Annotated in this window: 23 protein-coding genes, 17 tRNA genes and 1 rRNA gene; 36 read left to right on the top strand and 5 right to left on the bottom strand. The window is 43.0% G+C overall.

Annotation, left to right across the window (positions count from 1 at the left end):
* From rrf to JOC95_RS13660, 18 genes are all read left to right on the top strand, one after another.
* Positions 1-95 (top strand): 5S ribosomal RNA (rrf, locus tag JOC95_RS13745); the annotation flags it as partial.
* Between the two features lie 9 nt (positions 96-104).
* A tRNA-Asn gene (locus JOC95_RS13740) sits at positions 105-179 on the top strand.
* 6 nt (positions 180-185) lie between these two features.
* Positions 186-277 (top strand) — tRNA-Ser (locus JOC95_RS13735).
* Positions 278-286: 9 nt separating this feature from the next.
* Positions 287-361, top strand: a tRNA-Glu gene (locus JOC95_RS13730).
* Between the two features lie 36 nt (positions 362-397).
* Positions 398-473, top strand: a tRNA-Val gene (locus tag JOC95_RS13725).
* 49 nt (positions 474-522) lie between these two features.
* Positions 523-599 (top strand) — tRNA-Met (locus JOC95_RS13720).
* 4 nt (positions 600-603) lie between these two features.
* Positions 604-679 (top strand) — tRNA-Asp (locus JOC95_RS13715).
* Positions 680-686: 7 nt separating this feature from the next.
* A tRNA-Phe gene (locus tag JOC95_RS13710) sits at positions 687-762 on the top strand.
* Positions 763-784: 22 nt separating this feature from the next.
* Positions 785-860 (top strand) — tRNA-Thr (locus JOC95_RS13705).
* Between the two features lie 7 nt (positions 861-867).
* Positions 868-951 (top strand) — tRNA-Tyr (locus JOC95_RS13700).
* A gap of 31 nt (positions 952-982) precedes the next feature.
* Positions 983-1,056, top strand: a tRNA-Trp gene (locus JOC95_RS13695).
* Positions 1,057-1,073: 17 nt separating this feature from the next.
* Positions 1,074-1,149, top strand: a tRNA-His gene (locus JOC95_RS13690).
* A gap of 69 nt (positions 1,150-1,218) precedes the next feature.
* Positions 1,219-1,293 (top strand) — tRNA-Gln (locus JOC95_RS13685).
* A 4-nt stretch (positions 1,294-1,297) separates the two neighbouring features.
* Positions 1,298-1,372: transfer RNA gene (locus JOC95_RS13680), tRNA-Gly, on the top strand.
* An 11-nt stretch (positions 1,373-1,383) separates the two neighbouring features.
* Positions 1,384-1,457: transfer RNA gene (locus JOC95_RS13675), tRNA-Cys, on the top strand.
* A 34-nt stretch (positions 1,458-1,491) separates the two neighbouring features.
* Positions 1,492-1,580: transfer RNA gene (locus JOC95_RS13670), tRNA-Leu, on the top strand.
* Positions 1,581-1,604: 24 nt separating this feature from the next.
* Positions 1,605-1,685 (top strand) — tRNA-Leu (locus JOC95_RS13665).
* Between the two features lie 34 nt (positions 1,686-1,719).
* Positions 1,720-1,793: transfer RNA gene (locus tag JOC95_RS13660), tRNA-Gly, on the top strand.
* Between the two features lie 125 nt (positions 1,794-1,918).
* Here the strand turns inward: JOC95_RS13660 and JOC95_RS13655 are convergent.
* Positions 1,919-2,593, bottom strand: coding sequence for a B3/B4 domain-containing protein (locus tag JOC95_RS13655; RefSeq protein WP_204417257.1), 675 nt, complete (start codon positions 2,591-2,593; stop codon positions 1,919-1,921).
* Between the two features lie 120 nt (positions 2,594-2,713).
* Here JOC95_RS13655 and queG point away from each other — a divergent pair, with 120 nt between their 5' ends.
* The 10 genes from queG (at position 2,714) to JOC95_RS13605 (ending at position 13,162) form a co-directional block, all read left to right on the top strand.
* Positions 2,714-3,853 (top strand): tRNA epoxyqueuosine(34) reductase QueG, encoded by a 1,140-nt coding sequence (gene queG / locus JOC95_RS13650; protein WP_204417336.1) that lies wholly within the window; start codon positions 2,714-2,716, stop codon positions 3,851-3,853.
* A 94-nt stretch (positions 3,854-3,947) separates the two neighbouring features.
* Positions 3,948-4,835, top strand: coding sequence for an amidase domain-containing protein (locus JOC95_RS13645; protein WP_204417255.1), 888 nt, complete (start codon positions 3,948-3,950; stop codon positions 4,833-4,835).
* A gap of 63 nt (positions 4,836-4,898) precedes the next feature.
* Entirely contained in the window at positions 4,899-5,399 is a 501-nt protein-coding gene (gene trmL, locus JOC95_RS13640) for a tRNA (uridine(34)/cytosine(34)/5-carboxymethylaminomethyluridine(34)-2'-O)-methyltransferase TrmL (protein WP_204417246.1), read from the top strand.
* A gap of 528 nt (positions 5,400-5,927) precedes the next feature.
* Complete coding sequence (locus JOC95_RS13635; protein ID WP_204417237.1) at positions 5,928-7,823, top strand: PrkA family serine protein kinase; 1,896 nt, start codon at positions 5,928-5,930, stop codon at positions 7,821-7,823.
* Between the two features lie 594 nt (positions 7,824-8,417).
* The gene (locus JOC95_RS13630) at positions 8,418-8,579 is read left to right on the top strand and encodes a hypothetical protein (RefSeq protein WP_204417235.1); all 162 of its coding nucleotides are present in this window, start codon (positions 8,418-8,420) and stop codon (positions 8,577-8,579) included.
* Positions 8,580-8,884: 305 nt separating this feature from the next.
* Complete coding sequence (yhbH, locus tag JOC95_RS13625) at positions 8,885-10,054, top strand: sporulation protein YhbH (RefSeq protein WP_204417233.1); 1,170 nt, start codon at positions 8,885-8,887, stop codon at positions 10,052-10,054.
* A gap of 132 nt (positions 10,055-10,186) precedes the next feature.
* Positions 10,187-11,434, top strand: coding sequence for an ATP-binding protein (locus JOC95_RS13620; protein ID WP_204417223.1), 1,248 nt, complete (start codon positions 10,187-10,189; stop codon positions 11,432-11,434).
* A gap of 51 nt (positions 11,435-11,485) precedes the next feature.
* The gene (locus JOC95_RS13615) at positions 11,486-12,163 is read left to right on the top strand and encodes a hypothetical protein (RefSeq protein WP_204417221.1); all 678 of its coding nucleotides are present in this window, start codon (positions 11,486-11,488) and stop codon (positions 12,161-12,163) included.
* 119 nt (positions 12,164-12,282) lie between these two features.
* Positions 12,283-12,546 carry an autorepressor SdpR family transcription factor gene (locus JOC95_RS13610; protein WP_338083099.1) on the top strand — a complete coding sequence of 88 codons (264 nt, stop codon included), beginning with the start codon at positions 12,283-12,285 and terminating at the stop codon, positions 12,544-12,546.
* A 16-nt stretch (positions 12,547-12,562) separates the two neighbouring features.
* Complete coding sequence (locus tag JOC95_RS13605; RefSeq protein WP_204417219.1) at positions 12,563-13,162, top strand: SdpI family protein; 600 nt, start codon at positions 12,563-12,565, stop codon at positions 13,160-13,162.
* Positions 13,163-13,218: 56 nt separating this feature from the next.
* Here the strand turns inward: JOC95_RS13605 and JOC95_RS13600 are convergent, their stop codons facing one another.
* Positions 13,219-14,796, bottom strand: coding sequence for a glutathione ABC transporter substrate-binding protein (locus tag JOC95_RS13600; protein ID WP_204417217.1), 1,578 nt, complete (start codon positions 14,794-14,796; stop codon positions 13,219-13,221).
* 355 nt (positions 14,797-15,151) lie between these two features.
* Here JOC95_RS13600 and JOC95_RS13595 point away from each other — a divergent pair, with 355 nt between their 5' ends.
* The 4 genes from JOC95_RS13595 to JOC95_RS13580 are packed head-to-tail and all read left to right on the top strand — an operon-like array spanning position 15,152 to position 19,048.
* Positions 15,152-16,057, top strand: a complete 906-nt coding sequence (locus JOC95_RS13595; RefSeq protein ID WP_204417215.1) for an ABC transporter permease — start codon at positions 15,152-15,154, stop codon at positions 16,055-16,057.
* 17 nt (positions 16,058-16,074) lie between these two features.
* Complete coding sequence (locus JOC95_RS13590) at positions 16,075-17,001, top strand: ABC transporter permease (RefSeq protein WP_204417213.1); 927 nt, start codon at positions 16,075-16,077, stop codon at positions 16,999-17,001.
* Positions 17,002-17,016: 15 nt separating this feature from the next.
* Positions 17,017-18,042: an ABC transporter ATP-binding protein gene (locus JOC95_RS13585; protein WP_204417211.1), complete on the top strand. Its 1,026-nt coding sequence runs from the start codon at positions 17,017-17,019 to the stop codon at positions 18,040-18,042.
* On the top strand, positions 18,035-19,048 hold the full coding sequence (locus tag JOC95_RS13580; protein WP_204417209.1) for an ABC transporter ATP-binding protein: 1,014 nt from the start codon (positions 18,035-18,037) through the stop codon (positions 19,046-19,048). The genes JOC95_RS13585 and JOC95_RS13580 overlap by 8 nt, the downstream gene beginning before the upstream one ends.
* Positions 19,049-19,141: 93 nt before the next feature.
* Here JOC95_RS13580 and JOC95_RS13575 read toward each other — a convergent pair whose 3' ends face one another.
* Entirely contained in the window at positions 19,142-19,777 is a 636-nt protein-coding gene (locus JOC95_RS13575; RefSeq protein WP_204417207.1) for a phosphatase PAP2 family protein, read from the bottom strand.
* 304 nt (positions 19,778-20,081) lie between these two features.
* On the bottom strand, positions 20,082-20,285 hold the full coding sequence (locus JOC95_RS13570; protein ID WP_204417205.1) for a hypothetical protein: 204 nt from the start codon (positions 20,283-20,285) through the stop codon (positions 20,082-20,084).
* A 362-nt stretch (positions 20,286-20,647) separates the two neighbouring features.
* Here JOC95_RS13570 and JOC95_RS13565 point away from each other — a divergent pair, with 362 nt between their 5' ends.
* From JOC95_RS13565 to JOC95_RS13550, 4 genes are all read left to right on the top strand, one after another.
* Positions 20,648-22,081, top strand: a complete 1,434-nt coding sequence (locus JOC95_RS13565) for an alanine/glycine:cation symporter family protein (RefSeq protein WP_204417203.1) — start codon at positions 20,648-20,650, stop codon at positions 22,079-22,081.
* Positions 22,082-22,200: 119 nt separating this feature from the next.
* Positions 22,201-22,998 (top strand): helix-turn-helix domain-containing protein, encoded by a 798-nt coding sequence (locus JOC95_RS13560; protein WP_204417201.1) that lies wholly within the window; start codon positions 22,201-22,203, stop codon positions 22,996-22,998.
* Positions 22,999-23,080: 82 nt separating this feature from the next.
* Positions 23,081-23,491, top strand: a complete 411-nt coding sequence (locus tag JOC95_RS13555) for a DUF1761 domain-containing protein (protein ID WP_204417199.1) — start codon at positions 23,081-23,083, stop codon at positions 23,489-23,491.
* A gap of 32 nt (positions 23,492-23,523) precedes the next feature.
* On the top strand, positions 23,524-24,015 hold the full coding sequence (locus tag JOC95_RS13550; RefSeq protein WP_204417197.1) for a DinB family protein: 492 nt from the start codon (positions 23,524-23,526) through the stop codon (positions 24,013-24,015).
* Between the two features lie 57 nt (positions 24,016-24,072).
* On the opposite strand, the gene JOC95_RS13545 is transcribed toward JOC95_RS13550, so the two are convergent.
* Positions 24,073-24,393: a winged helix-turn-helix transcriptional regulator gene (locus JOC95_RS13545; protein WP_204417195.1), complete on the bottom strand. Its 321-nt coding sequence runs from the start codon at positions 24,391-24,393 to the stop codon at positions 24,073-24,075.
* Between the last annotated feature and the right edge of the window lie 82 nt (positions 24,394-24,475).

Below are 24,475 nucleotides of genomic sequence, written 5' to 3'. Positions count from 1 at the left end.
CCACACCCGTTCCCATACCGAACACGGAAGTTAAGCTCTTCAGCGCCGATGGTAGTTGGGGGCTGTCCCCCTGTGAGAGTAGGACGTTGCCAGGCTGATATTGATCCACCATAGCTCAGCGGTAGAGCATTCGGCTGTTAACCGAAGGGTCGTAGGTTCGAATCCTACTGGTGGAGCCATATTATGGAGAGCTGTCCGAGTGGCCGAAGGAGCACGATTGGAAATCGTGTAGACGGTCAACGCCGTCTCAAGGGTTCAAATCCCTTGCTCTCCGCCATTATTTATTGGCCCGTTGGTCAAGCGGTTAAGACACCGCCCTTTCACGGCGGTAACACGGGTTCGAATCCCGTACGGGTCACCAATTTTTTCGCGCTAGCGAAAAAAACTTTCCTACATAGGAGGATTAGCTCAGCTGGGAGAGCATCTGCCTTACAAGCAGAGGGTCGGCGGTTCGATCCCGTCATCCTCCACCATTAAGTTTTTATAGAATAGTATAGCCTAAAACTTAATTATTATTATTATCGCGGGGTGGAGCAGTCTGGTAGCTCGTCGGGCTCATAACCCGAAGGTCGCAGGTTCAAATCCTGTCCCCGCAACCAAAATGGTCCCGTGGTGTAGCGGTTAACATGCCTGCCTGTCACGCAGGAGATCGCCGGTTCGATCCCGGTCGGGACCGCCATTTATTAGGCTCGGTAGCTCAGTTGGTAGAGCAATGGACTGAAAATCCATGTGTCGGCGGTTCGATTCCGTCCCGAGCCACCATTTTCCTTGAAAATTTCTTTTTGCCGGTGTAGCTCAGTTGGTAGAGCAACTGACTTGTAATCAGTAGGTCGTGGGTTCGACTCCTATCGCCGGCACCACTTATATGGAGGGGTAGCGAAGTGGCTAAACGCGGCGGACTGTAAATCCGCTCCTTCGGGTTCGGCAGTTCGAATCTGCCCCCCTCCACCATTTTTTAAAAAAGAGTAACATATTCATCTATAGGGGCATAGTTTAACGGTAGAACAGAGGTCTCCAAAACCTCCGGTGTGGGTTCGATTCCTACTGCCCCTGCCAATTTTATAAATATCGTGGCGGTTGTGGCGAAGTGGTTAACGCACCTGATTGTGGTTCAGGCATTCGTGGGTTCGATTCCCATCAGTCGCCCCATTATATTTTTAATGAATGATTTGTCATATAGATCAATTCAAATAGTATAAATATTAATAGCAATATTATTGGGCTATAGCCAAGCGGTAAGGCATCGCACTTTGACTGCGACATGCGTTGGTTCGAATCCAGCTAGCCCAGCCATTTTGCGGAAGTAGTTCAGTGGTAGAACACCACCTTGCCAAGGTGGGGGTCGCGGGTTCGAATCCCGTCTTCCGCTCCATATAACATTCAGGTGGCATAGCCAAGTGGTAAGGCCAAGGTCTGCAAAACCTTTATCACCGGTTCAAATCCGGTTGCCACCTCCACTATTCAATTAAACGAAGGCTTATATTTGTATAAGCCGGGGTGGCGGAACTGGCAGACGCACAGGACTTAAAATCCTGCGGTAGGTGACTACCGTACCGGTTCGATTCCGGTCCTCGGCACCATTTGAATAGTTGATTTATTGTTATGCCGGTGTGGCGGAATTGGCAGACGCGCACGACTCAAAATCGTGTTCCTCTGGAGTGCCGGTTCGACCCCGGCCACCGGTACTTAAAGTATAGACAAGTTCTCGAACCTGTCTATGCGGGTGTAGTTTAATGGTAAAACCTCAGCCTTCCAAGCTGATGTCGTGGGTTCGATTCCCATCACCCGCTCCATACATAAATATTACGCAGTGTCTCGTTTATTGAAAACGATACATTGCGTTTTTTGTTTATCCTTTTCATACAATAACGACCTCTTCATTATGTATGAAGAGGCCTTCCACATCTAAGTTATTTTGTTAGGAGTCTGTCCCGATAATGACAACCCTACCAGTGCCTCCATGCACCTGTGTGAACATCTTTAGGATGGCATCCAGCATTTCTTTGCATTCCTCTTCATTCATGGAGGGCTTGAAATATATGATATGCACGGCTGAAGTGGTGGATTCCGAGATGGCGGTTCTTTTGCTGTCTACAAAGGGACTGCCGAAGGAGCCACTGGTGTCTTTGGTATGTATCATATTTTTAAGGTTGATTTCCCTGCCGTTCAGTCCTTCGTAGCTGCTTTCTTCCTTTCCGATTGTGAAATAAATATCCCCGTCAATTTTTGTGGAATCATAGATACCCAGTGGAATTTCATATTTAAGGGAGAAGAAATTATTTAAATCTACAGCAGAGTTAAATGGATCCAGGAATTGTCCTTTTTTAATGCGGCGATATAGTGCTTCCACTGAAGGGCGATACCTTGATGGGTCCGTGCCGGTTTGTTTAAAGACCGAACGCCATTCCGTTATTCCTGGGATATCATTCATTTCCTTTTCGTCAAGATCTATGTTCAGTGATTCCTGGAAAAGGCGGATTCTACCTTTCAGCATTTGAGGGGAGTTGCCTATTGTGATATCTTCATAGAATATGATACCGAATTTTGCGTTCGGGATAAGATTTTTGACTGTAGAATCAAGGGTTATGTTCATGTTTTCATCCCTTCCAATGATTTCAATATGGTAAGTGTACCATATTTCGTTTAGGATATAGAAATGATGAAAAATTGAAAGGCTATTTGCCGGTATATAAAGGAGGTGTTTACTTTGAATATAGCGAACCATAAACTGAAGGAAGAAATCATTGCATTCAGTAAAGAGATTGGTATCGACAAAATCGGATTTGCAAGTGCCGGGGTATTCACTGGGTTAAAAGAGAGGTTACGGGTACAGCAGGAAAACGGGTATCAGTCGGGCTTTGAAGAGTCCGATATTGAGCTAAGGACAAATCCTGATTTGCTGCTCCCAAGAGCTAAGTCCATCATCGCCATCGCTTTGGCCTATCCTTCTAAGCTGAAGGATGCACCAAGAAGCACAAGGGAGGACCGTAGAGGGATTTTCTGCCGTGCCTCTTGGGGAGTCGATTATCACCATATCCTTAGGGATAAGCTTCGGCAGCTTGAGGCCTTTATAAAAGAAAGACAACCGGATGCATTGATGAAGTCCATGGTAGATACAGGTGAACTTAGTGATCGTGCTGTAGCGGAGCGTGCAGGGATTGGCTGGAGTGGAAAGAACTGCGCAATTATTACTCCTGAGTTTGGATCTTATGTATATCTTGGGGAAATGATTACGAACATTGCATTCGAGCCTGATCAGCCTTTGGAGGATAATTGCGGTACATGCAACAAATGTGTGGAAGTATGTCCCACAGGTGCGCTTGTTCAAGGTGGACAGCTTGATTCGAATAAATGCATTGCCTTTTTGACACAGACGAAAGGATTCCTCGCAGAAGAGTATCGGACGAAAATCGGTAATCGTTTGTACGGCTGTGATACCTGCCAGACGGTATGTCCTGAGAACAAGGGAGTGGATTTTCATTTGCATCCTGAAATGGAGCCGGATCCAGAAATCGTAAAGCCCAAGCTGAAGCCGCTTCTTACGATTTCAAATAGGGAATTTAAAGATAGGTTTGGAATGATTTCTGGATCATGGAGGGGGAAGAAGCCCATTCAGCGCAATGCCATTTTGGCGATTGCCCATTACAAGGACAAGACGGCCATCCCAGATCTGTTGGAATTGATGAAGAATGATTCAAGGCCTGTCATTCGTGGAACTTCAGCGTGGGCACTAGGTAAGATTGGCGAGATGTCCACATTGGAAGCTTTGGAGAATTTTAAAGAGATAGAGCAGGATGAGGATGTCCTTTTGGAAATCGATAGGGGTATTTCAATGCTGCTAGGCGAGAGTTGAGGCTCTCGTCTTTTTTATGTTTTTAACTTTTTCTAATGTTTATCATCTCTCCTTCATATTATGAATATATGGATAATATAATGGAGGGTTGTACATGAAGGAGAAACTGAAGCTACATATTCAGAGCAGGATAGATCAGTATGTAAATAAGAGCAGGCAATCAGGTAGGGCGCTTATTAATGAAGATACGATTTCACGTAAGCAGGAGATGCATCGAAGGAGAGGAGCTGAAATCGTGAAGTGCGTTGCAACGGGGAGAATCCTCTCCATGCACAAGGATGAAGATGAGGAGACAGCTGTATATGAGGTGCATGTGAGGTACCTTATAAAGCTAAATGGAGAGCTTTACATGGAGGAAGAAGCGGATCACCGTTACGCAGTGTGGTATGGGGACGATATTGTACAGGATGTACCCCTGCATGAAGAAGGGAATAATACGGAAGAAGTTCCCCACGCTCCGTTGGTGGAGGATGAGTGGGATAGGAATGTGAGATTTACTTATAATAGGTTGGAAGCGGTCCGCTACGCTGAGCAATGGTGGAACACATTTAATCCGAAGTACAAGAAATTTGACGTGGATTGTACAAATTACATTTCTCAATGCTTGCATGAAGGCGGAGCCCCAATGGTTGGGTATCCGAAAAAAAGCGGGGCATGGTGGATGAGGAACAAAGACTGGAGCTACACGTGGACTGTCGCAAATGCACTTCGCTGGTACCTCCCTGTTGCCAAATCAGGAATGAAGTCCAGGGAAGTGGCACGTGCCGATCTGTTAATGCCGGGGGATGTTATCTGTTATGATTTTCAAGGTGATGGGCGTTTTGACCATATTACGATTGTAGTGGCCAAGGATCCTAATAATGAGCCACTGGTAAATGCACACACTTATAATAGTAGAATGAGGTATTGGAAGTATGAGGATTCGACCGCTTATACGCCAAATATAAAATATAAGTTTTTTCATATCCTCGACAGGAATTAAAGGTTGATTCTCGTCCAATAAAAAGGTATTGTTGTATAGGAAATATTTGAGGCATTAATTGAGGTGACGATTGTGGGATTACATGTAGTATTGTATCAACCAGAGATTCCGGCCAATACAGGAAATATTGCACGTACTTGTGCAGCGACCAACACTACTTTGCACCTGATTCGACCTTTGGGCTTTTCAACAGATGATAAAATGCTGAAAAGAGCCGGGCTGGATTATTGGGAATTTGTAAACGTGTTGTATTACGATTCATTGGATGAGTTGTTTGAAAAGAACAAGGAAGCGGAATTTTTCTATATTACGAAGTTTGGAAGAAAACCGCATAGCTCATTTGATTACAGCAGTCAGGAAAAGGACTACTTCTTTGTATTCGGAAAAGAGACGACCGGTTTGCCAAAGGACTTGATCCAGAGCAATTTGGAGCAGTGCCTGCGATTACCGATGACGACAAATGTGCGTTCGTTGAACCTCTCGAACACAGCTGCGATATTAATATATGAAGCTTTGCGTCAGCAGGGCTATCCGGAACTTTTGATTGAGTTTCCGGATATGTAAATAGAAAAGGCCCCACATGTGTGGAGGCCTTTTTTTATGTGCTCAAATTACTTTTTACGAGTACCTGGTTTTCCTTCATAGCCAGCAGTGAAAATTGCCGTTAGGAATGCAAGGCATACACCAAGAATCAAGAAACCGCTTGTTCCCATGGTTAATTCCTCCTTATGTAAGGTAGTTTCAAGTATACATACTATCTATATTATATCCCAAAGGACAAGTTATGTGAATGGAATGTGTGGATAATTTATGACAGGCTTATTTTGTCGGGGCTGAGCAAGCCGGCTCCGCTTTTCTTATTGTCTAGCTCCGGGCGCTTGCGGCTATCAAACTTCACCCACCTCCCTACGATAAGTCAACATCGGATCGCTGGCGCTCTCCGTGTTTCCTATATCTCAGTCGGTGTGCTCCAGTTTGTACGCCGCAGGTCGAGCGCCCTCCGCTTTTCTTAGCATGTTTCAAACAGGATGAGCATAGAGTATATTAATCACGCTATCACGCTCTTGAAGATGTTATAAAGGGGAGGTCCTTATGGATATTTTAAGAAAAATTGAAAAGTATCGGGAAGAAGAACAGCGACTGAAGTGGGAAGGAACCTTCGGAGAGTACTTGGAGATTATCAAAAGAGAACCATGGGTAGCGCAGTCCGCTCATTCAAGGGTTTACAATATGATCAAAGATGCTGGTGTGGAAGAGGTAAATGGCCAGCGGAAGTATAATTTCTTCAGCAGTGCTTTGTTTGGCTTGGAGGAAGCATTGGAGCGCTTGGTAGAGGAGTATTTCCATCCTGCAGCAAAGCGGTTGGATGTCCGGAAGAGGATTCTTCTTCTGATGGGACCTGTAAGTGGGGGGAAATCGACGCTTGTCACCATTTTAAAAAGAGGGCTGGAGCAGTATTCCCATACAGATCGTGGAGCAATCTTTGCGATTAAGGGGTGCCCGATGCATGAAGATCCCCTGCACTTGATTCCGCATCATCTCAGGGATGACTTTTATCAGGAGTATGGTATCCGAATTGAGGGCAATCTGTCGCCATTGAATATGATGAGGCTTGAGAAGGAATATGGAGGACGCATTGAGGATGTATTGGTAGAGCGGATTTTCCTGTCGGAGAATCAGCGTGTGGGTATTGGTACCTTCAGTCCATCCGATCCCAAGTCACAGGATATTGCAGATCTGACTGGTAGTATCGACTTTTCGACCATCGCCGAGTTTGGTTCTGAATCCGATCCACGTGCCTACCGTTTTGACGGGGAGCTCAATAAGGCTAACCGTGGGATGATGGAATTCCAGGAGATGCTCAAGTGCGATGAGAAGTTTCTATGGCACTTATTGTCCTTGACCCAGGAAGGTAATTTCAAGGCAGGACGATTTGCGCTCATCAGTGCGGATGAATTGATTGTTGCCCATACGAATGAAACAGAGTATCGTTCGTTCATTTCCAATAAGAAAAATGAGGCATTGCATTCTCGTATTATCGTCATGCCTGTTCCATATAATTTGAGGCTTTCTGAAGAAGAAAGAATTTATGAGAAGATGATCAATGAGAGCGATGTTGCGAATGTTCATATTGCCCCTCATACTTTAAGGGTGGCAGCGATGTTTACGATTCTGACGCGCTTGAAGGAAGCCAAACGCGGTGATATCGATTTGGTGAAGAAGATGCGCCTGTATGATGGGGAATCGGTGGAGGGCTTCAATTCGGTCGATATCCAGGAGCTGAAAAAGGAGTATGCGGATGAAGGAATGAGCGGGATCGATCCTCGTTATGTCATCAACCGCATTTCGTCCACGATTATTCGTAAAGAAGTGCCATCCATCAATGCGCTTGATGTGCTGCGTTCCTTGAAGGAAGGATTGGATCAGCATGCATCCATCTCAAATGAGGATCGTGAACGGTTCCTGAACTTCATTTCGGTTGCCAGAAAAGAATATGATAATATCGCGAAAAAGGAAGTACAAAAAGCGTTTGTGTATTCCTATGAAGAGTCTGCCAAGACCTTGATGGATAATTACCTTGATAATGTTGAGGCGTATTGCAATAAAGCGAAGCTGCGCGATCCTTTAACAGGGGAGGAAATGAGCGCGGACGAAAAGCTGATGCGTTCCATCGAGGAGCAGATCGGCATTTCCGAGAATGCGAAGAAGGCATTCCGTGAAGAGATCCTGATCCGCATCTCGGCTTATGCGAGAAAAGGGAAGCGATTCGACTATAATTCCCATGAGCGTTTGAGAGAAGCGATCCAGAAGAAGCTATTTGCGGATCTGAAGGATGTAGTGAAGATCACGACTTCATCTAAAACACCGGATGAGACGCAACTGAAGAAGATCAATGAGGTAGTGGCACGACTGGTGGATGAGCATGGCTATAATTCCACGTCTGCCAATGACCTGCTGCGCTATGTTGGAAGTTTGTTGAATAGATAAGCAGATTTGAGCTTAGGCCTTCATCGCTTTGATGAAGGCCTTTTTGCCTGAAGATGGCCGTAGAAACGTCCATCATCCGGTTTATGAAGACCTTTTTGTGTGGAAAGGATAGGGGAAACGTCCATCATCCGGCTTATGAAGACCTTTTTGCATGGAGGCGACGGTATAAACGTCCATCATCTAGCTTATGAAGGCCTTTTTGCATGGAAAGGACGGGGAAAACGTCCATCATCAAGCTTATGAAGACCTTTTTGTATGGAAAGGACGGGGAAAACGTCCATCATCTAGCTTATGAAAGCCTTTTTATATGGAAAGGGTGACCAAAACGTCCATCATCAAGCTTATGAAGACCTTTTTTCCTGAAGATGGCAACAGAAACGTCCATCATCCGCCTTATGATATACTTTTTACTTGAAGAAGGCCAACCCTCCAAAAGCTCTTCTCAATCTCACGGGCGACCTTTTCCCTTATCACCATCCGACCAACTCCAGCAAACCTCCTCCTTCTCCCACCATAGGTAAGAAGACATATTCATCCACATGATGGTTTCATATCCTCGCAATATGGGAAAATTAAGAATAAGAGGTGATAACAATGAGTAAAGAAAAATCTACTGAAATTGAGAATACAATGGCACCAAACGAAAAGGAAATGGAAAAGCTGGCAAAGGAAATGGAGCAGCTTAAGGAGAATAAAACCAATCAGGAACGAGATCCCAAACAATATGAAGCAAATGAAGAGAATGAAAAGGAGTAAAACCTTCCGGAAGCCCGGAAGGTTTTTTATTTTTCTATATCAGTATAAAACGAGCTGACCCTTGCATAAATCTATTAATACTAAGAAAGCAATGACGCTTGTCTGAATTTGACGTTTTATGAGCCTAATTATCTAAAAAATCTGTCAATTATTTCGAATGCTTGCATAGGATAGAGTAACCAACCTTTCTTTCGATAGAAGGTTGGTCTCTTTAAAATTTCACCAAGATATAGTATGTGACTTATGACAAAAATGTTCCGGTAAGTTGAAAAGTTTTTTTACCCAAATAAAAGGAGGGATATCGAATGACGATGTCAGATGAGACGAATTTTGTAGTATCCAAAGAGGATTGGTCCCTCCATCGAAAAGGCCACGACGACCAAAAGCGCCATCAGGAAAAGGTCCAGGAGGCTATCAAGAATAATTTGCCTGATCTTATTACAGAAGAGAATATTGTAATGTCAAATGGCAAAGAGGTCGTTAAGATTCCTATCAGGTCTCTAGATGAATACAGAATTCGTTATAATTATGACAAAAACAAGCATGTTGGCCAAGGCGATGGAGAAAGTCAGGTAGGGGATGTGGTTGCCAGGGACGGGTCGGGTCAGCAAAAGGGTCCAGGAAAAGGGCAGGGAGCAGGAGATCAGGCTGGTGAGGACTATTATGAGGCGGAAGTATCCCTGATGGATCTCGAAGCTGCATTATTCAACCAGTTGGAGCTTCCTAACCTGCAGCAAAAGGAACGAGATGAAAATATAATTGAGCACTATGAATTCAATGATATAAGACGAACAGGGTTAATGGGAAATATCGATAAGAAGCGTACGATGATGTCTGCATACAAACGGAACGCCATGACAGGGACAGCGAGCTTCCACCCTATTTTTCAGGAGGACCTGAAATTCAAGACCTGGAATGAAGTGGTGAAACCGGATTCGAAGGCAGTGGTGCTGATGATGATGGATACGAGCGGATCGATGGGGATGTGGGAAAAGTACATGGCCAGAAGTTTCTTTTTCTGGATGACCCGCTTCCTTCGCACGAAGTATGAAACAGTGGAAATTGAATTCATTGCCCATCATACGGAAGCGAAGGTCGTAAGTGAAGAGGACTTCTTCTCCAAGGGGGAGAGCGGTGGTACCATCTGCTCATCCGCGTATCGCAAAGCATTGGAACTGATCGATACAAAATACAATCCAACGCGTTTCAATATTTATCCTTTCCACTTTTCAGATGGAGATAACCTGACCTCTGATAATCAACGCTGTGTGAAGCTGGTAGGGGAGCTGATGAAGGTATCCAATATGTTTGGCTATGGAGAGGTAAATCAGTATAATAGGCACTCGACTCTCATGTCCGCCTATAAAAATGTCAATGATGAAAAGTTCCGACACTATATCCTGAAGCAGAAGCCTGACGTTTTTCATGCGATGAAGGAGTTCTTTAAGAAAGAACAGGAAAAGAAATATGCTTAAAGAAAAACCAGCCAATTGAGCTGGTTTTTCTTTTGTTTGCCAGAAGGAGATAATGATGAGAAAGTCGAAGTACATAGAAGTAATAATAATTACGTCTATTAATGTCGAGACTTGGCCTGTAGGAGAGTTGGTATGTTTGAAAATATCGGGCATGTTTTGTATCATGTCTTAATCATTTTATTTCCTATTCTTTTTTATCATCAATTTTTAAGCAAAGGCATAACGGATTTCACGAAAAGGATCAATTATGAATTTCTCATGGTATTGCTGATTATGCTCATCTTTACGATGTCATTTCCGATTGAAGTGAGCAATGGAGACAGCTACGACCAGAAAATCATTCCTATCATTCTTGCATTTATTTACGGAGGATGGATTCTGGGCATTACTTTGATGTTGGCGATGCTTGGATACCTGTTCATTCTGGAAGAACCGGGTTTTCTGATCATGGTAGTGAACTATGCTATTCTCGCCGTGTTATTATCCATCTTTTCCATGTGGTTTCAAGGAATGAAGAAAACGTATAAGATTATGGTCGTTTCCATTCTATTCCTCTTCGTTACACTGACAAGGACGGTACGTTTGATCCTGTTGAATGAACATGGGGAGATCTTCGTTACAATCCTTGTTTCGATGGTTACTTTGGTGACTTTGATAACAGTTATGCTGATCATTGAAAACTTGAATATGCAGATGAATCTGCAACGAGAACTGCAACGGTCAGAAAAATTGAAGGTCGTCAGTGAACTTGCAGCCTCCGTTGCGCATGAAGTGAGAAATCCTATGACCTCGACCCGCGGTTTCCTTCAACTGATGAGCACGGATGAAAATTTGAATGAATCCCAAAAGAAATATATTGAAATATCGATAGGGGAACTCGATCGGGCTCAAGCCATCATCCAGGACTATCTATCTCTTGCAAAACCGAACAAGATGGAATTCAATGTGATGGATCTGACAAAGGAGATTGAAAATGTGGTGCAGCTGATGTCCACATATACGAATATTCAGAACATCACTTTTTTGCACTCTATAGAAGATGAATTATACATAAAAGCCAATAAGGATGAAGTGAAACAAGTTCTGATCAACATCATCAAGAATGGGATAGAAGCCATAGGAGAGGGTGGAACAATAAAGGTTCATGCTTTCCGGAAAAATGATGATGCAGTGATAGAAGTATCAGATGATGGGATCGGGATGAGTCCCTCGCAGTTAAGCAGGATTGGCACCCCTTTCTATTCGACGAAAGATATGGGTACGGGAATCGGTTTGACCATTTCCTTTCAGATTATTCAACTGCTTAAAGGAAGGATAGATGTTTCGAGTGAGTATGGCAAAGGAACGACTTTCTGGATAAGGATACCGTTAGCGGACTGAAGGATTCAAATTCAATAATATACTTAAATTACGGGAAAGGATTATCAGCAAATGCTAAGCATTCGTTTTTTGGACTGGAGGAAAAATCGTCAACGTAAACTTTATGATAAATTACATGAAATGAGAGCCTTTGAATTGATTTTCTCAACTAAGTTAGCTGAATTAGGTGTTCAATTAGGCCAGTTTGAAAGTATTGTTGTATATTGTTTTGCAGATTCCAATAAAGAACTTACTTTTGATGAGAGCCATGCCGCGGGAGAGATTAAAATATTGGTTGCCTATGATTTTATGAACTTCTTGGAATTAGATTCAGATCAAGTAAGATTTGATGCATTTTCTGATTTGGTCAAAGCTTATATTGTGCCTGCATTAGGGGTATACTCAAAGTTTTCTGCTGCAGAGATATTATCTTGTGTTGAAGAAGCACTTTCTGAAATTGTAAGACGAAATTATGAAATTGTGTTTTTAGTTGACAAAACTCCAAGGAAAAGTCCAAATCGAAAAAAAATGGCTATTTTGAGAGGGATACATCGTTCGGAAGGATTTCAGCTAAGATGCGAGATATATAATGATAAAGGGCTGAAAATTATTGACCAATTACTTGTTGAAGAAGTAGGGAATGAAATTGTTTATGCAAGATTTCTGGGTAATCTTAAATGGGTTAATGATAATTTAATTGTTGTTAGTTCAAAGACAAGTAGTTGGAAAGAGGAGATTGAAGTTAGATAAAAACGCTTGGATTAATGACCCAGCGTTTTTTTTTCGACTATTGCTTGCAATATTAGCTTTTTGCCACTATTATATAATTAAATAAGTAATTACTTAAATGCTTAAAAGGAGGATCCTGTGTGTCAATCAATGAATTGTTCAAAGCCTTGTCTGATGAAAACCGGAGAAAGATTCTGGATTTGCTACGTGATGGGGATCTTACTGTTGGGGAAATTGCTGATCACTTTGAGATGAGCAAGCCGGGAATTTCACAGCATCTATCGGTATTGAAAAATGCAAATCTGGTTTATGCAGAAAAAAAAGGACAGTATGTGTATTATTCTTTAAATTCCAGTGTGTTTCAGGATGTTATGAAGTGGATAATTCAGTTTAACCAAAGATAAGGGGATGACCAAACACATGATAAAAAAGAGTTTGATTGTAATGCTTTTACTTATTGCTTTTGGAGCAAGTTTCTATTTTATAGGTTCGGATATGCAGGTGGTGGATGAAAGATACGGAAAGGAGGAGGTAATTGTGTGGGTGCTTCCTTTAACACTGGTTCTCATGAATGGTAACTTGCTGTTGTTTTCGAGACAAAAGGCACTGCAAAACTACTATGCAAGATATAAAGACGGACTTGAAAGTATATTCCTTTCCTTTACATTTCTGTTTTTCCTGTTTCATATCGCGCTTCTTTATACCGTTTCGGGAAACAGCTTCAACCTGTTGACGCTGGTGCCCCTGATTGTCGGTTTTTCCTTGGTTGCTACTGCCAATACCCTTCCTAGATTTAAGCTTCCAGAACAATCTTCCCGGAATGAGAAAGTCCATTCCATCAATCAGGCATGGAATAAGATCATCCGCCCTGCTTCCTATCCTATGATCATCGGAGGGATTTTGATGGTTGCAAGCATTCTATTGCCAGAAGCCATGACATTGCCAGTCTTTTTCATTTTACTTGCACTGACTCTCATCAGTATCCTCATTGTCTCTTATAAAAAAGTACAGTCCATATAGAAGAAACAAAGAAAGATCCTCCACTTCGAGAAGCGGAGGATCTTTTTATGAAACGATTATTTTAGTCTAACATCCTTGAAGAATGGAGTACCACTGAAGTTTACGAATAAACCAGAAGCCACACCATTTGTTCCGTAGATGAAGTCCGGGTGCTGCAAGTAAACCATTGGAGCTTCTTCTACAAGGATTTCAGAGATTTCTTTGTATGCTTCGTCACGCTTAGCTTGGTCTGTTTCAGAACGTCCAAGGTCAAGAAGTTCATCAACTCTTTCGTTCTTGTAGAATGAACGGTTACCAGGCGCACCGAAAGCGGAAGAATGGAACAATGCATATAGACCGTAGTCTGCGTCAGCTGTTACAGTAGTCCATCCAAGGATGAATAGCTCGTGCTCACCTGCAGCAGTCTTCTCAAGGAATGCACCCCACTCGATTGTTTCGATGTTTACAGTGATTCCGATATCAGCTAATTGATCTTGTACTAGAAGTGCAATGTCAGCACGCTCTTTGTTTCCTTCGTTAACGAATAGAGTAGTTTCAAATCCGTCAGCAAATCCAGCTTCTGCCATTAATTTCTTTGCAGCTTCTACGTCATATTCTAAAGGCTTCAAGTCTTGGTAGTTTCCTACAACTGTTGGTGCAAGTGGTCCAACGGCAGCTACACCTTGGCCATCAAGGATTCCGTCAACAACGTCGGATTTGTTGATTGCCATGGAGATTGCTTGACGTACTTTCAGGTTGTCGTAAGGAGCTTTTTGCATGTTGAATCCTAAGTAGTCCATACGAGTACTCTTTTCGGAAGTGATTGTAACATCAGCCATTCCTTTAGCACGCTCAACATCAGATGCACCAACTTGTGCTACATGAGCATCACCAGTTTCAAGCATTGCCATACGAGTAGCTTGCTCAGGTACAACTACGAATTTCAAAGTATCTACAGCAGCTTTCTTTTCTCCCCAATAGTCAGCGTTCTTTTCAAAGATCATTTCAGACCCGGTAGCCCAGGAAACGAATTTGAAAGGACCAGTTCCAACTGGGTTTTCAGAAACTTTTTTACCGCCGCTGTTTTCTTCTTCAATTGCAGAAGGAGCGATGATGGAACCAGCATTATGTGCCAAGTGAGCTGGTAGTGGAGCGAATGGTTTTTCTGTCTTGAATTGAACAGTGTAGTCATCCACTACTACTACTTCTTTGATCATGTTCAAAACTACAGCACGTGGAGAAGCGAATTCAGGATCGATGATGCGTTCGATCGTCATTTTAACGGCATCTGCATTGAAGTCAGTGCCATCATGGAATTTAACGCCTTCTTTTAATTTGAATTCCCAAGTAGTGTCATCCACCGCTTCGAAAGACTCGGCAAGTGCAGGTACTACGCTGCCGTCAGCATCATATTCCGTTAGACGGTCAAATAATTGAGTAGTTGCGTTTGTTGTCGCAGTGTCATTCATTCCGTGAGGATCAAGTGTCGGCGCATCTTGAGAGATGACAAATACTAACTCTCCGCCTTCTTTACCGGCATCTTCACCAGGAGTATCCCCATCTGTTTTGTTGCTGCTGTTTCCGCCGCTACATGCCGATAGAACAAGCATGAGTGACAGAAGAAGCATAAGAAATACATTCTTTTTTGACTTCATGTACCTTTTCCCCCTTGATATTATGTTTTGTACACAGCTAATCGATGGATAAGCCACGATTGAATTTTATAATAATCTAAAAATTAAAAATTCACAAGAGTCTAATTTGTTGAAATTTTAATATTTTTGTAATAATAATTTCGATATTCGAATTGAATTATTACAGTTATGTAAAATACGAGATATTTAGATAGTAGAAATATTAATTTTAGTTCACAAATCAAAATAATTATTGTGCAGTTTGCTCGATTGAAAACTATTGTAATATTGCGACTTTATAGCTATCATAGATTCTAGTTATTAAAATTATTAGAATAGTTTTAATGTTACAAACCTATGAAGGGGAGAAGAGGATATGGATCAACCACAACTTCAATCATCACCACCGGGAGTTCCTGTGAGTGGCCAGAGTACGAAAGCTGTGCGCTGGAAAGCTCTCTATAAGAAGCTTGCCAAAAATAAGGCCGCGATGGCCGGGGCATTTATCGTTTTGTTTTTTGTATTGATGGCAATACTGGCCCCTCTTTTGGCCACACATGACCCAAATGAAATGGTCGTCACCGACAAACTGCAAAGTCCATCGTCTGAACATTGGCTAGGTACGGATGATGTTGGAAGGGATATTTTCAGCCGCTTGCTTTTCGGGGCCAGGGTCTCCTTGACCGTCGGGTTTCTATCAACTCTATTGGGTGCTGTTGCCGGGGTTATTTTAGGAATCATTGCCGGCTATTATGGAAGATGGATAGATTCCTTGATTATGAGAATCTGTGACGTTCTACTAGCATTTCCGGGTATTCTTTTGGCGCTTGCGATTGTAAGTGTCCTTGGGGCAAGCACGATCAATGTTATCTATGCTGTTGCATTCTTCGCTGTCCCGACATTCGCACGGATTGTAAGGGGATCAACCCTGAGCATCAAGAAGCTTGAGTTCATTGATGCAATCAGAGCGATGGGATCGAGTGATTTCCGAATCATCTTTAAGCATATTTTACCTAACATCCTCTCGCCGATTATTGTTCAGGCCACGCTGTACATTGCATCTGCAATCATTACTGCCAGTGCCCTGTCGTTTTTGGGATTAGGTACGAAACCGCCTACAGCAGAGTGGGGAGCCATGTTAAGTGCAGGCCGTCATTATATTTCGCAAGCCCCGCACATCACATTGTTTCCTGGTATCGCCATTTTACTGGTGGTTATCGGGTTCAACTTGTTTGGCGATGGTTTGCGTGATGCGTTAGATCCGAAAACGAAAAATAATTAGTGAGAAGGTGAATCAGCATGTTTATCTATATCATTCGTAGACTTTTTCAAACGATACCAGTAATGATCGGTGTAACCTTGGCGGTATTCCTCATGATGCATCTCATACCAGGTGATCCTGCACAAATCATGTCAGGTGAGCAGGCAAGCCCGGAACAGGTAGAAGCGATGCGTGATAAGTTAGGCCTGAATGATCCATATCATGAGCAGTACTTCCGATATGTTGTGAATGCAGTTCAAGGTGATTTAGGAAACTCCATTCGGACAAACCGTTCTGTAACAAGCGAGATTTTCGATATGAGATTTTGGATTACGTTGGAGCTTGCATTGTGGGGGACAATATTGGCGGTCATCCTCGGACTTATCGCTGGTATCATTTCCGCGACGAGAAAATATTCCTTTGCGGACACTTCCATTATGATTGTCGCTTTATTCGGACTTTCCATGCCAAACTTCTGGCTCGGGATCATGTTAATCTATTTCTTCTCTGTGAATCTGGGAATCCTGCCGGTTGCAGGATGGGGCAGCAGCTGGAAGCAAATGGTGTTGCCGGTCATTACACTTGGAACTGGTGGTGCGGCGATCATTGCCCGTATGACCCGCTCGAGCATGCTCGAGGTAATCAATCAGGATTACATCCGTACAGCCTATGCGAAAGGTGTAAGTGATAGATTGGTCATCTATAAGCATGCGCTTCGTAATGCCTTGATCCCGGTTGTAACTGTAGTAGGTTTGCAGTTTGGTGGATTGCTTGGAGGAGCGGTCATCACAGAAACTGTTTTTGCGGTAAATGGATTAGGGCGTCTGATCATCGAATCCATCAGCAGACGCGATTTCCCTATGGTGCAGGGAACCATACTTGTATGTGCAGTGCTATTCGTGGCAGTAAACTTTTTGGTGGATATCACATACCGTTTAATTAACAAACGTATTGACTTGAACTAAGGACGGTGAAAAAAGATGGCGTTAGCAAAGAAGGATAAGATATTAGAAGTGAAAGACCTGCGTACTTCCTTTTTTACGGACGATGGGGAAGTGAAGGCGGTTGATGGTGTAGATTTTTCCATTGAAAAAGGGAAGACGCTCGGAATTGTCGGGGAATCAGGTTCAGGTAAAAGTATCACCTCCCTATCCATTTTGCGTTTATTACAGGAGCCTGCCGGTAGAGTGGTGGGTGGCGAAATCAATTTCAAAGGTGAAAACCTATTAAATAAGACGAAAAAAGAAATGATGCAGATCCGTGGGAATAATGTGTCGATGATCTTCCAGGAGCCGATGACGTCCCTGAATCCAACGTTGACCTGCGGGGAGCAGATTGCGGAATCCATTCGCATACATCAAAAGCTCGGACGAAAAGAAGCGTGGATGAAGGCTGTCGATATGCTGCGTCTCGTTGGTATTCCGTCTCCGGAAAAGCGTGCAAAACAGTATCCGTTTGAATTATCTGGGGGGATGCGTCAGCGCGTCATGATTGCGATTGCCCTTGCCTGTAACCCCGAACTATTGATTGCAGACGAGCCGACAACTGCCCTCGATGTGACGATACAGGCACAGATTCTTGATTTAATGAAGAAGCTGCAGGGCGAGCTTGGAACTTCCCTTATGCTTATCACACATGATTTGGGTGTTGTTGCGGAAATGTGTGACAAGGTGGCTGTCATGTATTGTGGCAAAGTGGTGGAATATGCGGATGTACAGACAATTTTCACAAGCCCGAAACACCCTTATACAGTAGGGCTTCTAAATTCCGTGCCAAAGCATGATGAGGATGTGGAAGGGGATCTTTCGGTGATTCAGGGTTCTGTACCTAGCCCGTTCGACTTGCCAAAGGGCTGTCGTTTTGCCCCGCGCTGCCCGCATGCAAAAGCGATCTGTCTCACTGAATTGCCGGATCTTCAAGCCGCCGAGGACGGAGATCAGGTGAGATGCTGGATCTATACGGATAAATGGGAGAACCAAGAGGAGGTTGCCGCTGGCCATGAGTAATCAGACATTATTAGAAGTGAAAAATCTGAAACAGTATTTTCCCATCAAAGGCGGCATCTTCGGCCGTACGGTCAACCATGTAAAAGCCGTCGATGATATCAGCTTTACGGTGAAGGAAGGGGAAACGGTCAGTATAGTCGGGGAATCCGGGTGTGGAAAATCCACAACAGGACGTGCCATTCTTCGCCTTGACACTCCTTATGCAGGAGAAGTCAATTTCCAGGGGGAAGATCTACTAGCGTTGAATAAGTCCCAAATGCGAAAGAAGAGGAAGGATCTGCAGATCATCTTCCAAGATCCTTATGCATCTCTGAATCCCCGTCAAACGGTGAGTCAAATATTGGAGGAAGCGTTGGAAATCCAGAATGTAGTCCCGAAAAGGGATCGTCGCAAAAAGATTATCGAGTTGCTTGAGACGGTCGGCATCGGGGCGCATCAGGTGGATCGCCATCCCCATGAATTCAGTGGAGGGCAGCGTCAGCGTGTGGGAATTGCCCGTGCGTTATCGGTCAATCCAAAATTGATCATTTGTGACGAAGCAGTCTCTGCACTCGATGTTTCCATTCAGGCGCAGGTATTGAACCTGTTGAAGGAGCTTCAGAGGGAATTCAAGCTTACCTATCTTTTCATCTCACACGACCTTGGGGTGGTCCGTCATATCTCGGACCGTATCATCGTCATGTACCTAGGTAAAATTGTAGAGATCGCCGATAAGAAATCTCTTTTTGAAAATCCACAGCATCCATATACGAAGGCATTGCTATCTGCGATACCAAGTACAAACCTGGCGCAGAAGAGAGAACGGATCATCCTGAAAGGGGATGTCCCTTCCCCGATTGATCCACCAACAGGATGCCGTTTCCACACGCGTTGTCCTTATGCATATGATCGATGCAGAACCGAAGAGCCTATCCTCCATTCGGTTACAGGAAGGGAGCAGCAGTCTGCTTGCCATCTTGTGGAGGGAGGAGCGGTAGATTTTTCTCAACTGAAGACGAACTATTAACTGACTGAATTAAAAAAAGGAGCGGACCAGGTTGGTTGGTCCGCTCGAACTGGCGCATCTGAATTTATGGATGCGCTTATTTTATTTTATCCACTAATATGCACCGATATTTTCTTTTGCGTCAGAGCGCATCCTTACAATAGCAAATACTGTACTGTAAATAAAAGCAACCAGGAACATCGATGCAACCATGTCGAGCACAACATGCTGCTTGATGAATATCGTGGAAAGAATAATAAGGCTCCCCATAATGTGGATGAAGTATTTATTTAATTTGTGCATTTTTTTAATGTGGAAGCTTGCCAGCATAATGGCGTAAGTCGTCAGTACATGGATGCTTGGGAAACAGTTAACCGGGCGGTCATGGGCATAGATGTACTTCACCAGCATGACAAATGCACCACTTCCTTCGACTGTCGGCCTTGGAACAGTTGTCTGAAAGAAGAAATAAATGATAAAGCATATCAATTCTCCTATAACGATGGTGATAAGCGTGCGTACATATACATCTGTATCTTTGAAGCAAAAGTATACAAGATAACCGAATATAAACACATACCAAAAAATATACGGCACGACAAATGCTACGATGAAAGGGATATCGTGGTCGATCGGTAATGGGATTTGTTCAGCTTTTCTTGGACTCTCATTTAATATCGTATAGAACAAGCCTAATATCGGCATGACTAGCAGTAATAATAAATATGGCAATTTCCTTTTTACACTCATATGCTTCACTCTCCGCAATGTATGGGGACAATCTGACAATCTTCTATAAGACATACCCCAATATGAATTAAATATTCTACTTAAATAGAACACTCACAATGTATAAGACGATACTACCATAAAAATGGTTCCACTTGAGCCTAAAAAAATTCCAAAAAATACAGGTCCAACCAAATGGTAGTATACAAACCAAATCATGACAATAAAAAAAGCATACGAAGATTCGTATGCAGCAGGTAATTCTCCCGCTCAAAACGGGAGGATTCTTTGATGAGAAGATCGGTTCGATCATATGTCTCCCGAATTAGACGCCCATCTTTCTTCTTGTATTGCTTGGCTTCTTAGTTTGTTGACTTTTCATTTTTTGCTGGGATTTAGGCCCGTTCAGGTTTCCTTTTCCGCCAGCAGCCTGGTTTTTCTTTTGCTCAAGTTGCTTCTTGATAGCATCCTGCAGGCTGATTTTCTTTTTTGGTTCTGTTGTTTGGTTCTGTTGATTTGATTCAGTCATAAATACTGCCTCCTAAGCAGATGTGATAGTACATACAGTATATACTATTTTCATCAGGAAAGATAACAGGTGGATAAGAATTTTTCTTGGAAATTATTTTTATCAGAAAATAAAGAATATATTTAATTCAGGAATAATTATTGAATCTATTTTAGTATAATGATAAAGTTATAGTGGTATTATATAACACATAGTCTTTATAGGCATATTGTGCTATAAAACGGTTTGTGAAAGTTTTTAACAAGTATAAAAGTATTTAATAGGCAAACTTCAAAGCTTTTCTATTAAATATTTTTATCAGTCTTAACGCTTGGTATCGTTGCCAAGATCGTTATACTTACAAACATCTTGAGGTGAACAGCATGATGAATACTATTTTAGATTGGACAAATGATTTTCTTTGGTCCTACGTACTGATTGCATTATTAGTCGGTTTAGGGGTTTTATATACCTTTAAATCAAGGTTTGTACAGTTTAATCAGATTGGTGAAATGTTCAGGCTTCTGAAAGAAAGTCCTTCCACTGAAGAAGCAAAGAAAAAAGTCTCATCTTTTGGTGCATTCTGTATCAGTGCAGCAACAAGGATCGGGACGGGGAACCTCGCAGGTGTTGCCATCGCGATTTCACTTGGGGGCCCTGGTGCCGTCTTCTGGATGTGGGTTGTGGCTTTGTTTGGGGCAAGCTTAAGTTTTATAGAGAGTACACTTGCACAAGTCTACAAAGTGAAAGATGCAAATGGGTATAAGGGCGGTCCGGCATATTACATGCAAAAAGCTCTAGGCGCGAGATGGATGGGAGTTTTATTTGCGATCCTCATCACGTTCTGTTTCGGGCTTGCTTTTACATCCGTTCAGGCAAATACCATCACAGTCGCTTTTCATGAAGCATTCGGTACAAATCGACTTGTACTGGGGTTAGTGCTGACAGCGATTGTAGCTGTAATCATTTTTGGCGGTGTAAAGAGGATCGCCAAGGTTTCGCAGGTGGTTGTGCCGATTATGGCTGTCTCCTATCTTTTATTGGCTGGTTATGTAATTGCCATTAACATCTCAGAGATCCCTGGCTTGATTGGCGTGATCGTATCAAGTGCATTCGGCTTAAATGAGGCTGTGGCAGGTGGAATAGGTGCTGCAATCATGAATGGTGTCAAACGTGGATTATTCTCCAATGAAGCGGGAATGGGTAGTGCACCTGTGGCGGCTGCTACTGCCGAGGTCAGTCACCCTGCTAAACAAGGGTTCATCCAGACGCTTGGCGTTTTCGTCGATACCATTCTTATCTGTAGTGCAACAGCTTTCATCATCCTGCTTGCCGGAATTCCGACAGGGGAAGAGATGGAAGGGATCCAACTGACACAAATTGCATTGGCAGAGCATGTAGGCCCATGGGCAAGCATCTTTATCGCCATTGCGATCCTTTTGTTCTGTTTCAGTTCAATAATCGGGAATTATTATTACGGTGAATCGAATATCGAGTTCATCAAGGAAAGTAAAACGGCGATCTTTATTTTCCGCCTGGCTGTACTTGGGATGACTGTTTTCGGATCTGTCGCGAGCCTAAGCATGGTGTGGGACATTGCCGATCTGTTCATGGCATTGATGGCCATCACAAACCTGATTGCCCTTTTCTTCCTTGGGAAAATTGCAATAGCTGTCCTGAAGGATTATTTGAAGCAAAGAAAAGAAGGAAAAGATCCGGTTTTCTATGCGAGTAATATTGAAGGATTAAAGAATGTCGAGTGCTGGCAGGATGAAAGTGAACGAGATAGTAAAGTAAAGTTAAGAAAAGAGGCATAATTAGATGGGGCTATCAGTGGAAACTGATGGCTCCATTTTTTTATATTGGTGTAGTGCAACTGGTTCTAATAAAATTTATACTAAGATTAAAAGAAAAAATGTTAAACGGAGCGATTCGGATGATCTATCAGATAAAACGGCCAGACAAGAGACTTCAACCCTGGGTGGAATGCTATTGGCATGTTCAATTACATACAGGGAAGGAAGGGAAGCGGGAAACGATTCTGCCAAACGGGAAAGTCGAGATGATTTTTGCGCTTGAGGGAGATTACAGGGTAGGTAACCGCAGGACCTACAGGATGAAGCATGCATGGCTTTCCGGGTTGCAGGAGGAGCCTTTGCATATTGAATATAATGGTGCTTCCAACCTTATCGGCATTCGATTTCACCCTAGCGGCCTTTTTCCATTTCTGCATATCCCTATCAGTGAAACGGTTAATGAGGTAGAGCCTCTCGAGATGATATGGGGGAGTTTTGCTGCAGAAATTTTTGAAAATCTTAGTGAGACCGGAACAATAGGGGATATTTTCTGTAAATTGGATAATTACCTACAGCGTAAAATAAACGGTGAAAAGGAGAATCAGCATTCATTGATAAAAAAACTCATCAATGAAATCAGCATCATGCCAACCCTTTCATTTTCATTGTTAGCAGAGGAGATGGGGTATTCAGAACGTCATCTAAACCGGATTTTCAAGGATATGACGGGTATATCCCCAAAGCTATTGGCTCAGATATTTCGGTTCGAGAAGGCAAGTATGGAGCTTTTCAAAAGTCCTGCTGGCAGCGTTGGATCTGCGGCCATGGATTTGGGCTATTACGACCAGTCGCATTTTATCAGGGAATTCAAGAGGTTCTCCGGAATGACGCCAGGAGAGTATAAAAAGAAAGCAATTGCATCAAATAATTTCTTATAGGTTTGTCCGATTTTTACAATACTGTATCCACTGCAAGTTATATAATATTAGTGTCATGAAAATATTGGAAGGGGGATTCGATATGGGATTTCAGGAAGCATTTGAAAATTTAAACTTCATTGCAATACTCGTGGCAGCCTTATCCGCTTTTTTTATCGGTGGCATCTGGTATTCGCTGTTGTTTGGAAAGCTGTGGATGAAGCTGCATGGCTTCACTGATGAACAACTAAAGAAAACGGCTGGCAAAGTTTTTGGCGGGTCATTTGTGTTAGCACTCATTATTTCATTCTTTTTAGCTATGTTTATTGGTCCGGATAGCAGTGGAGCATTCGGACTGATTGCCGGTTTTATGGCGGGTGCCTTTTTTGTGGCTGCAGCTTTAGGGATTACCTATCTGTTTGAGCGCCGTCCGCTTGTGCTGTTTTTACTCGATGGAGGTTACCACATTGTGACGTTTTCAGTGATGGGCTTCATACTTGGGGTTTGGTCCTAATGGGATGTTAAAAAGAGGGGAATGGGATTTATATGACTAATGAACAGCTTTTATTTAAACAAATGGGTTTTGTCCGAAGTCGTACTTTGAAGATGCTGGATGCCACTACCGATGAGCTGGCAGATCAAATGCCATCAGGCTTCCGCAATAGCATCCGATGGAATGCAGGACACATATTTCTGACCCAGGATACACTGATGTATTCTTTCGGGGGCGGGGACCATCAAGTTCCCGAACACTATTTCTCATTATTTGAGATGCACACAAGTCCACTTGATTGGAAATTGGATCCCCCAAGCCTCACCGAATTGGAAGAAAGGCTCTCTACCCAGGCTGATCGGATTAGAAGGGATTTTTCCGGAAAGCTTGATGAGAAAATAATCAGGCCATTCCAGATAGGGGATTACCGTCTGGAGACTTTGGCTGAAGTGCTGGCTTTTGCTAATTGGCATGAAGGCTTGCATCAGGGTGTCATCAATGGTTTGAAACGGGCATGTGGCGTAGAAAATCTTTGGGAAAAGTAAAAAACATTCATACAGTAAAAGCAGCATTCCGAATATGGGATGCTGCTTTTTCCTTACTCAACTTCTTGCTTCAAGCCATGTTTGTGCCCATTTTTCCGTTTCTCTTAATACAGGCTCCAGGGCATGCCCTTTTTCGGACAGGGAATACTCTATCCGGACAGGGGTCTCCGGGAATACTTCTCGTTTCACAATTCCTCGCCCTTCTAGATCCTTTAACCGTTCAGAAAGAACTCTCCCGCTTATTCCTTTTATGCCGGCTTCCAAGGTGCAGAAGCGTTGAGGTCCTGATAATAGTCTGTATATGATTAAACCGGTCCAGCGTTGACTTAAAAGACTTATTGCTTGTTCGAATCTAGGGCAAATTTGCGATTGGTCCATCTTTATCACTCCTATAAGGGTTAGTATATCATAAATGTAAAAAAAATAAGCAGATATTGTTTAGTAAAATAGTTACTTGACA

Origin of the sequence: Sutcliffiella tianshenii, assembly GCF_016908565.1 — a bacterium.
Lineage (GTDB): Bacteria > Bacillota > Bacilli > Bacillales > Bacillaceae_I > Sutcliffiella_A > Sutcliffiella_A tianshenii.
The sequence above is the reverse complement of the archived record's forward strand: the minus strand, read 5'-3'. Positions and strand labels throughout refer to the sequence as shown.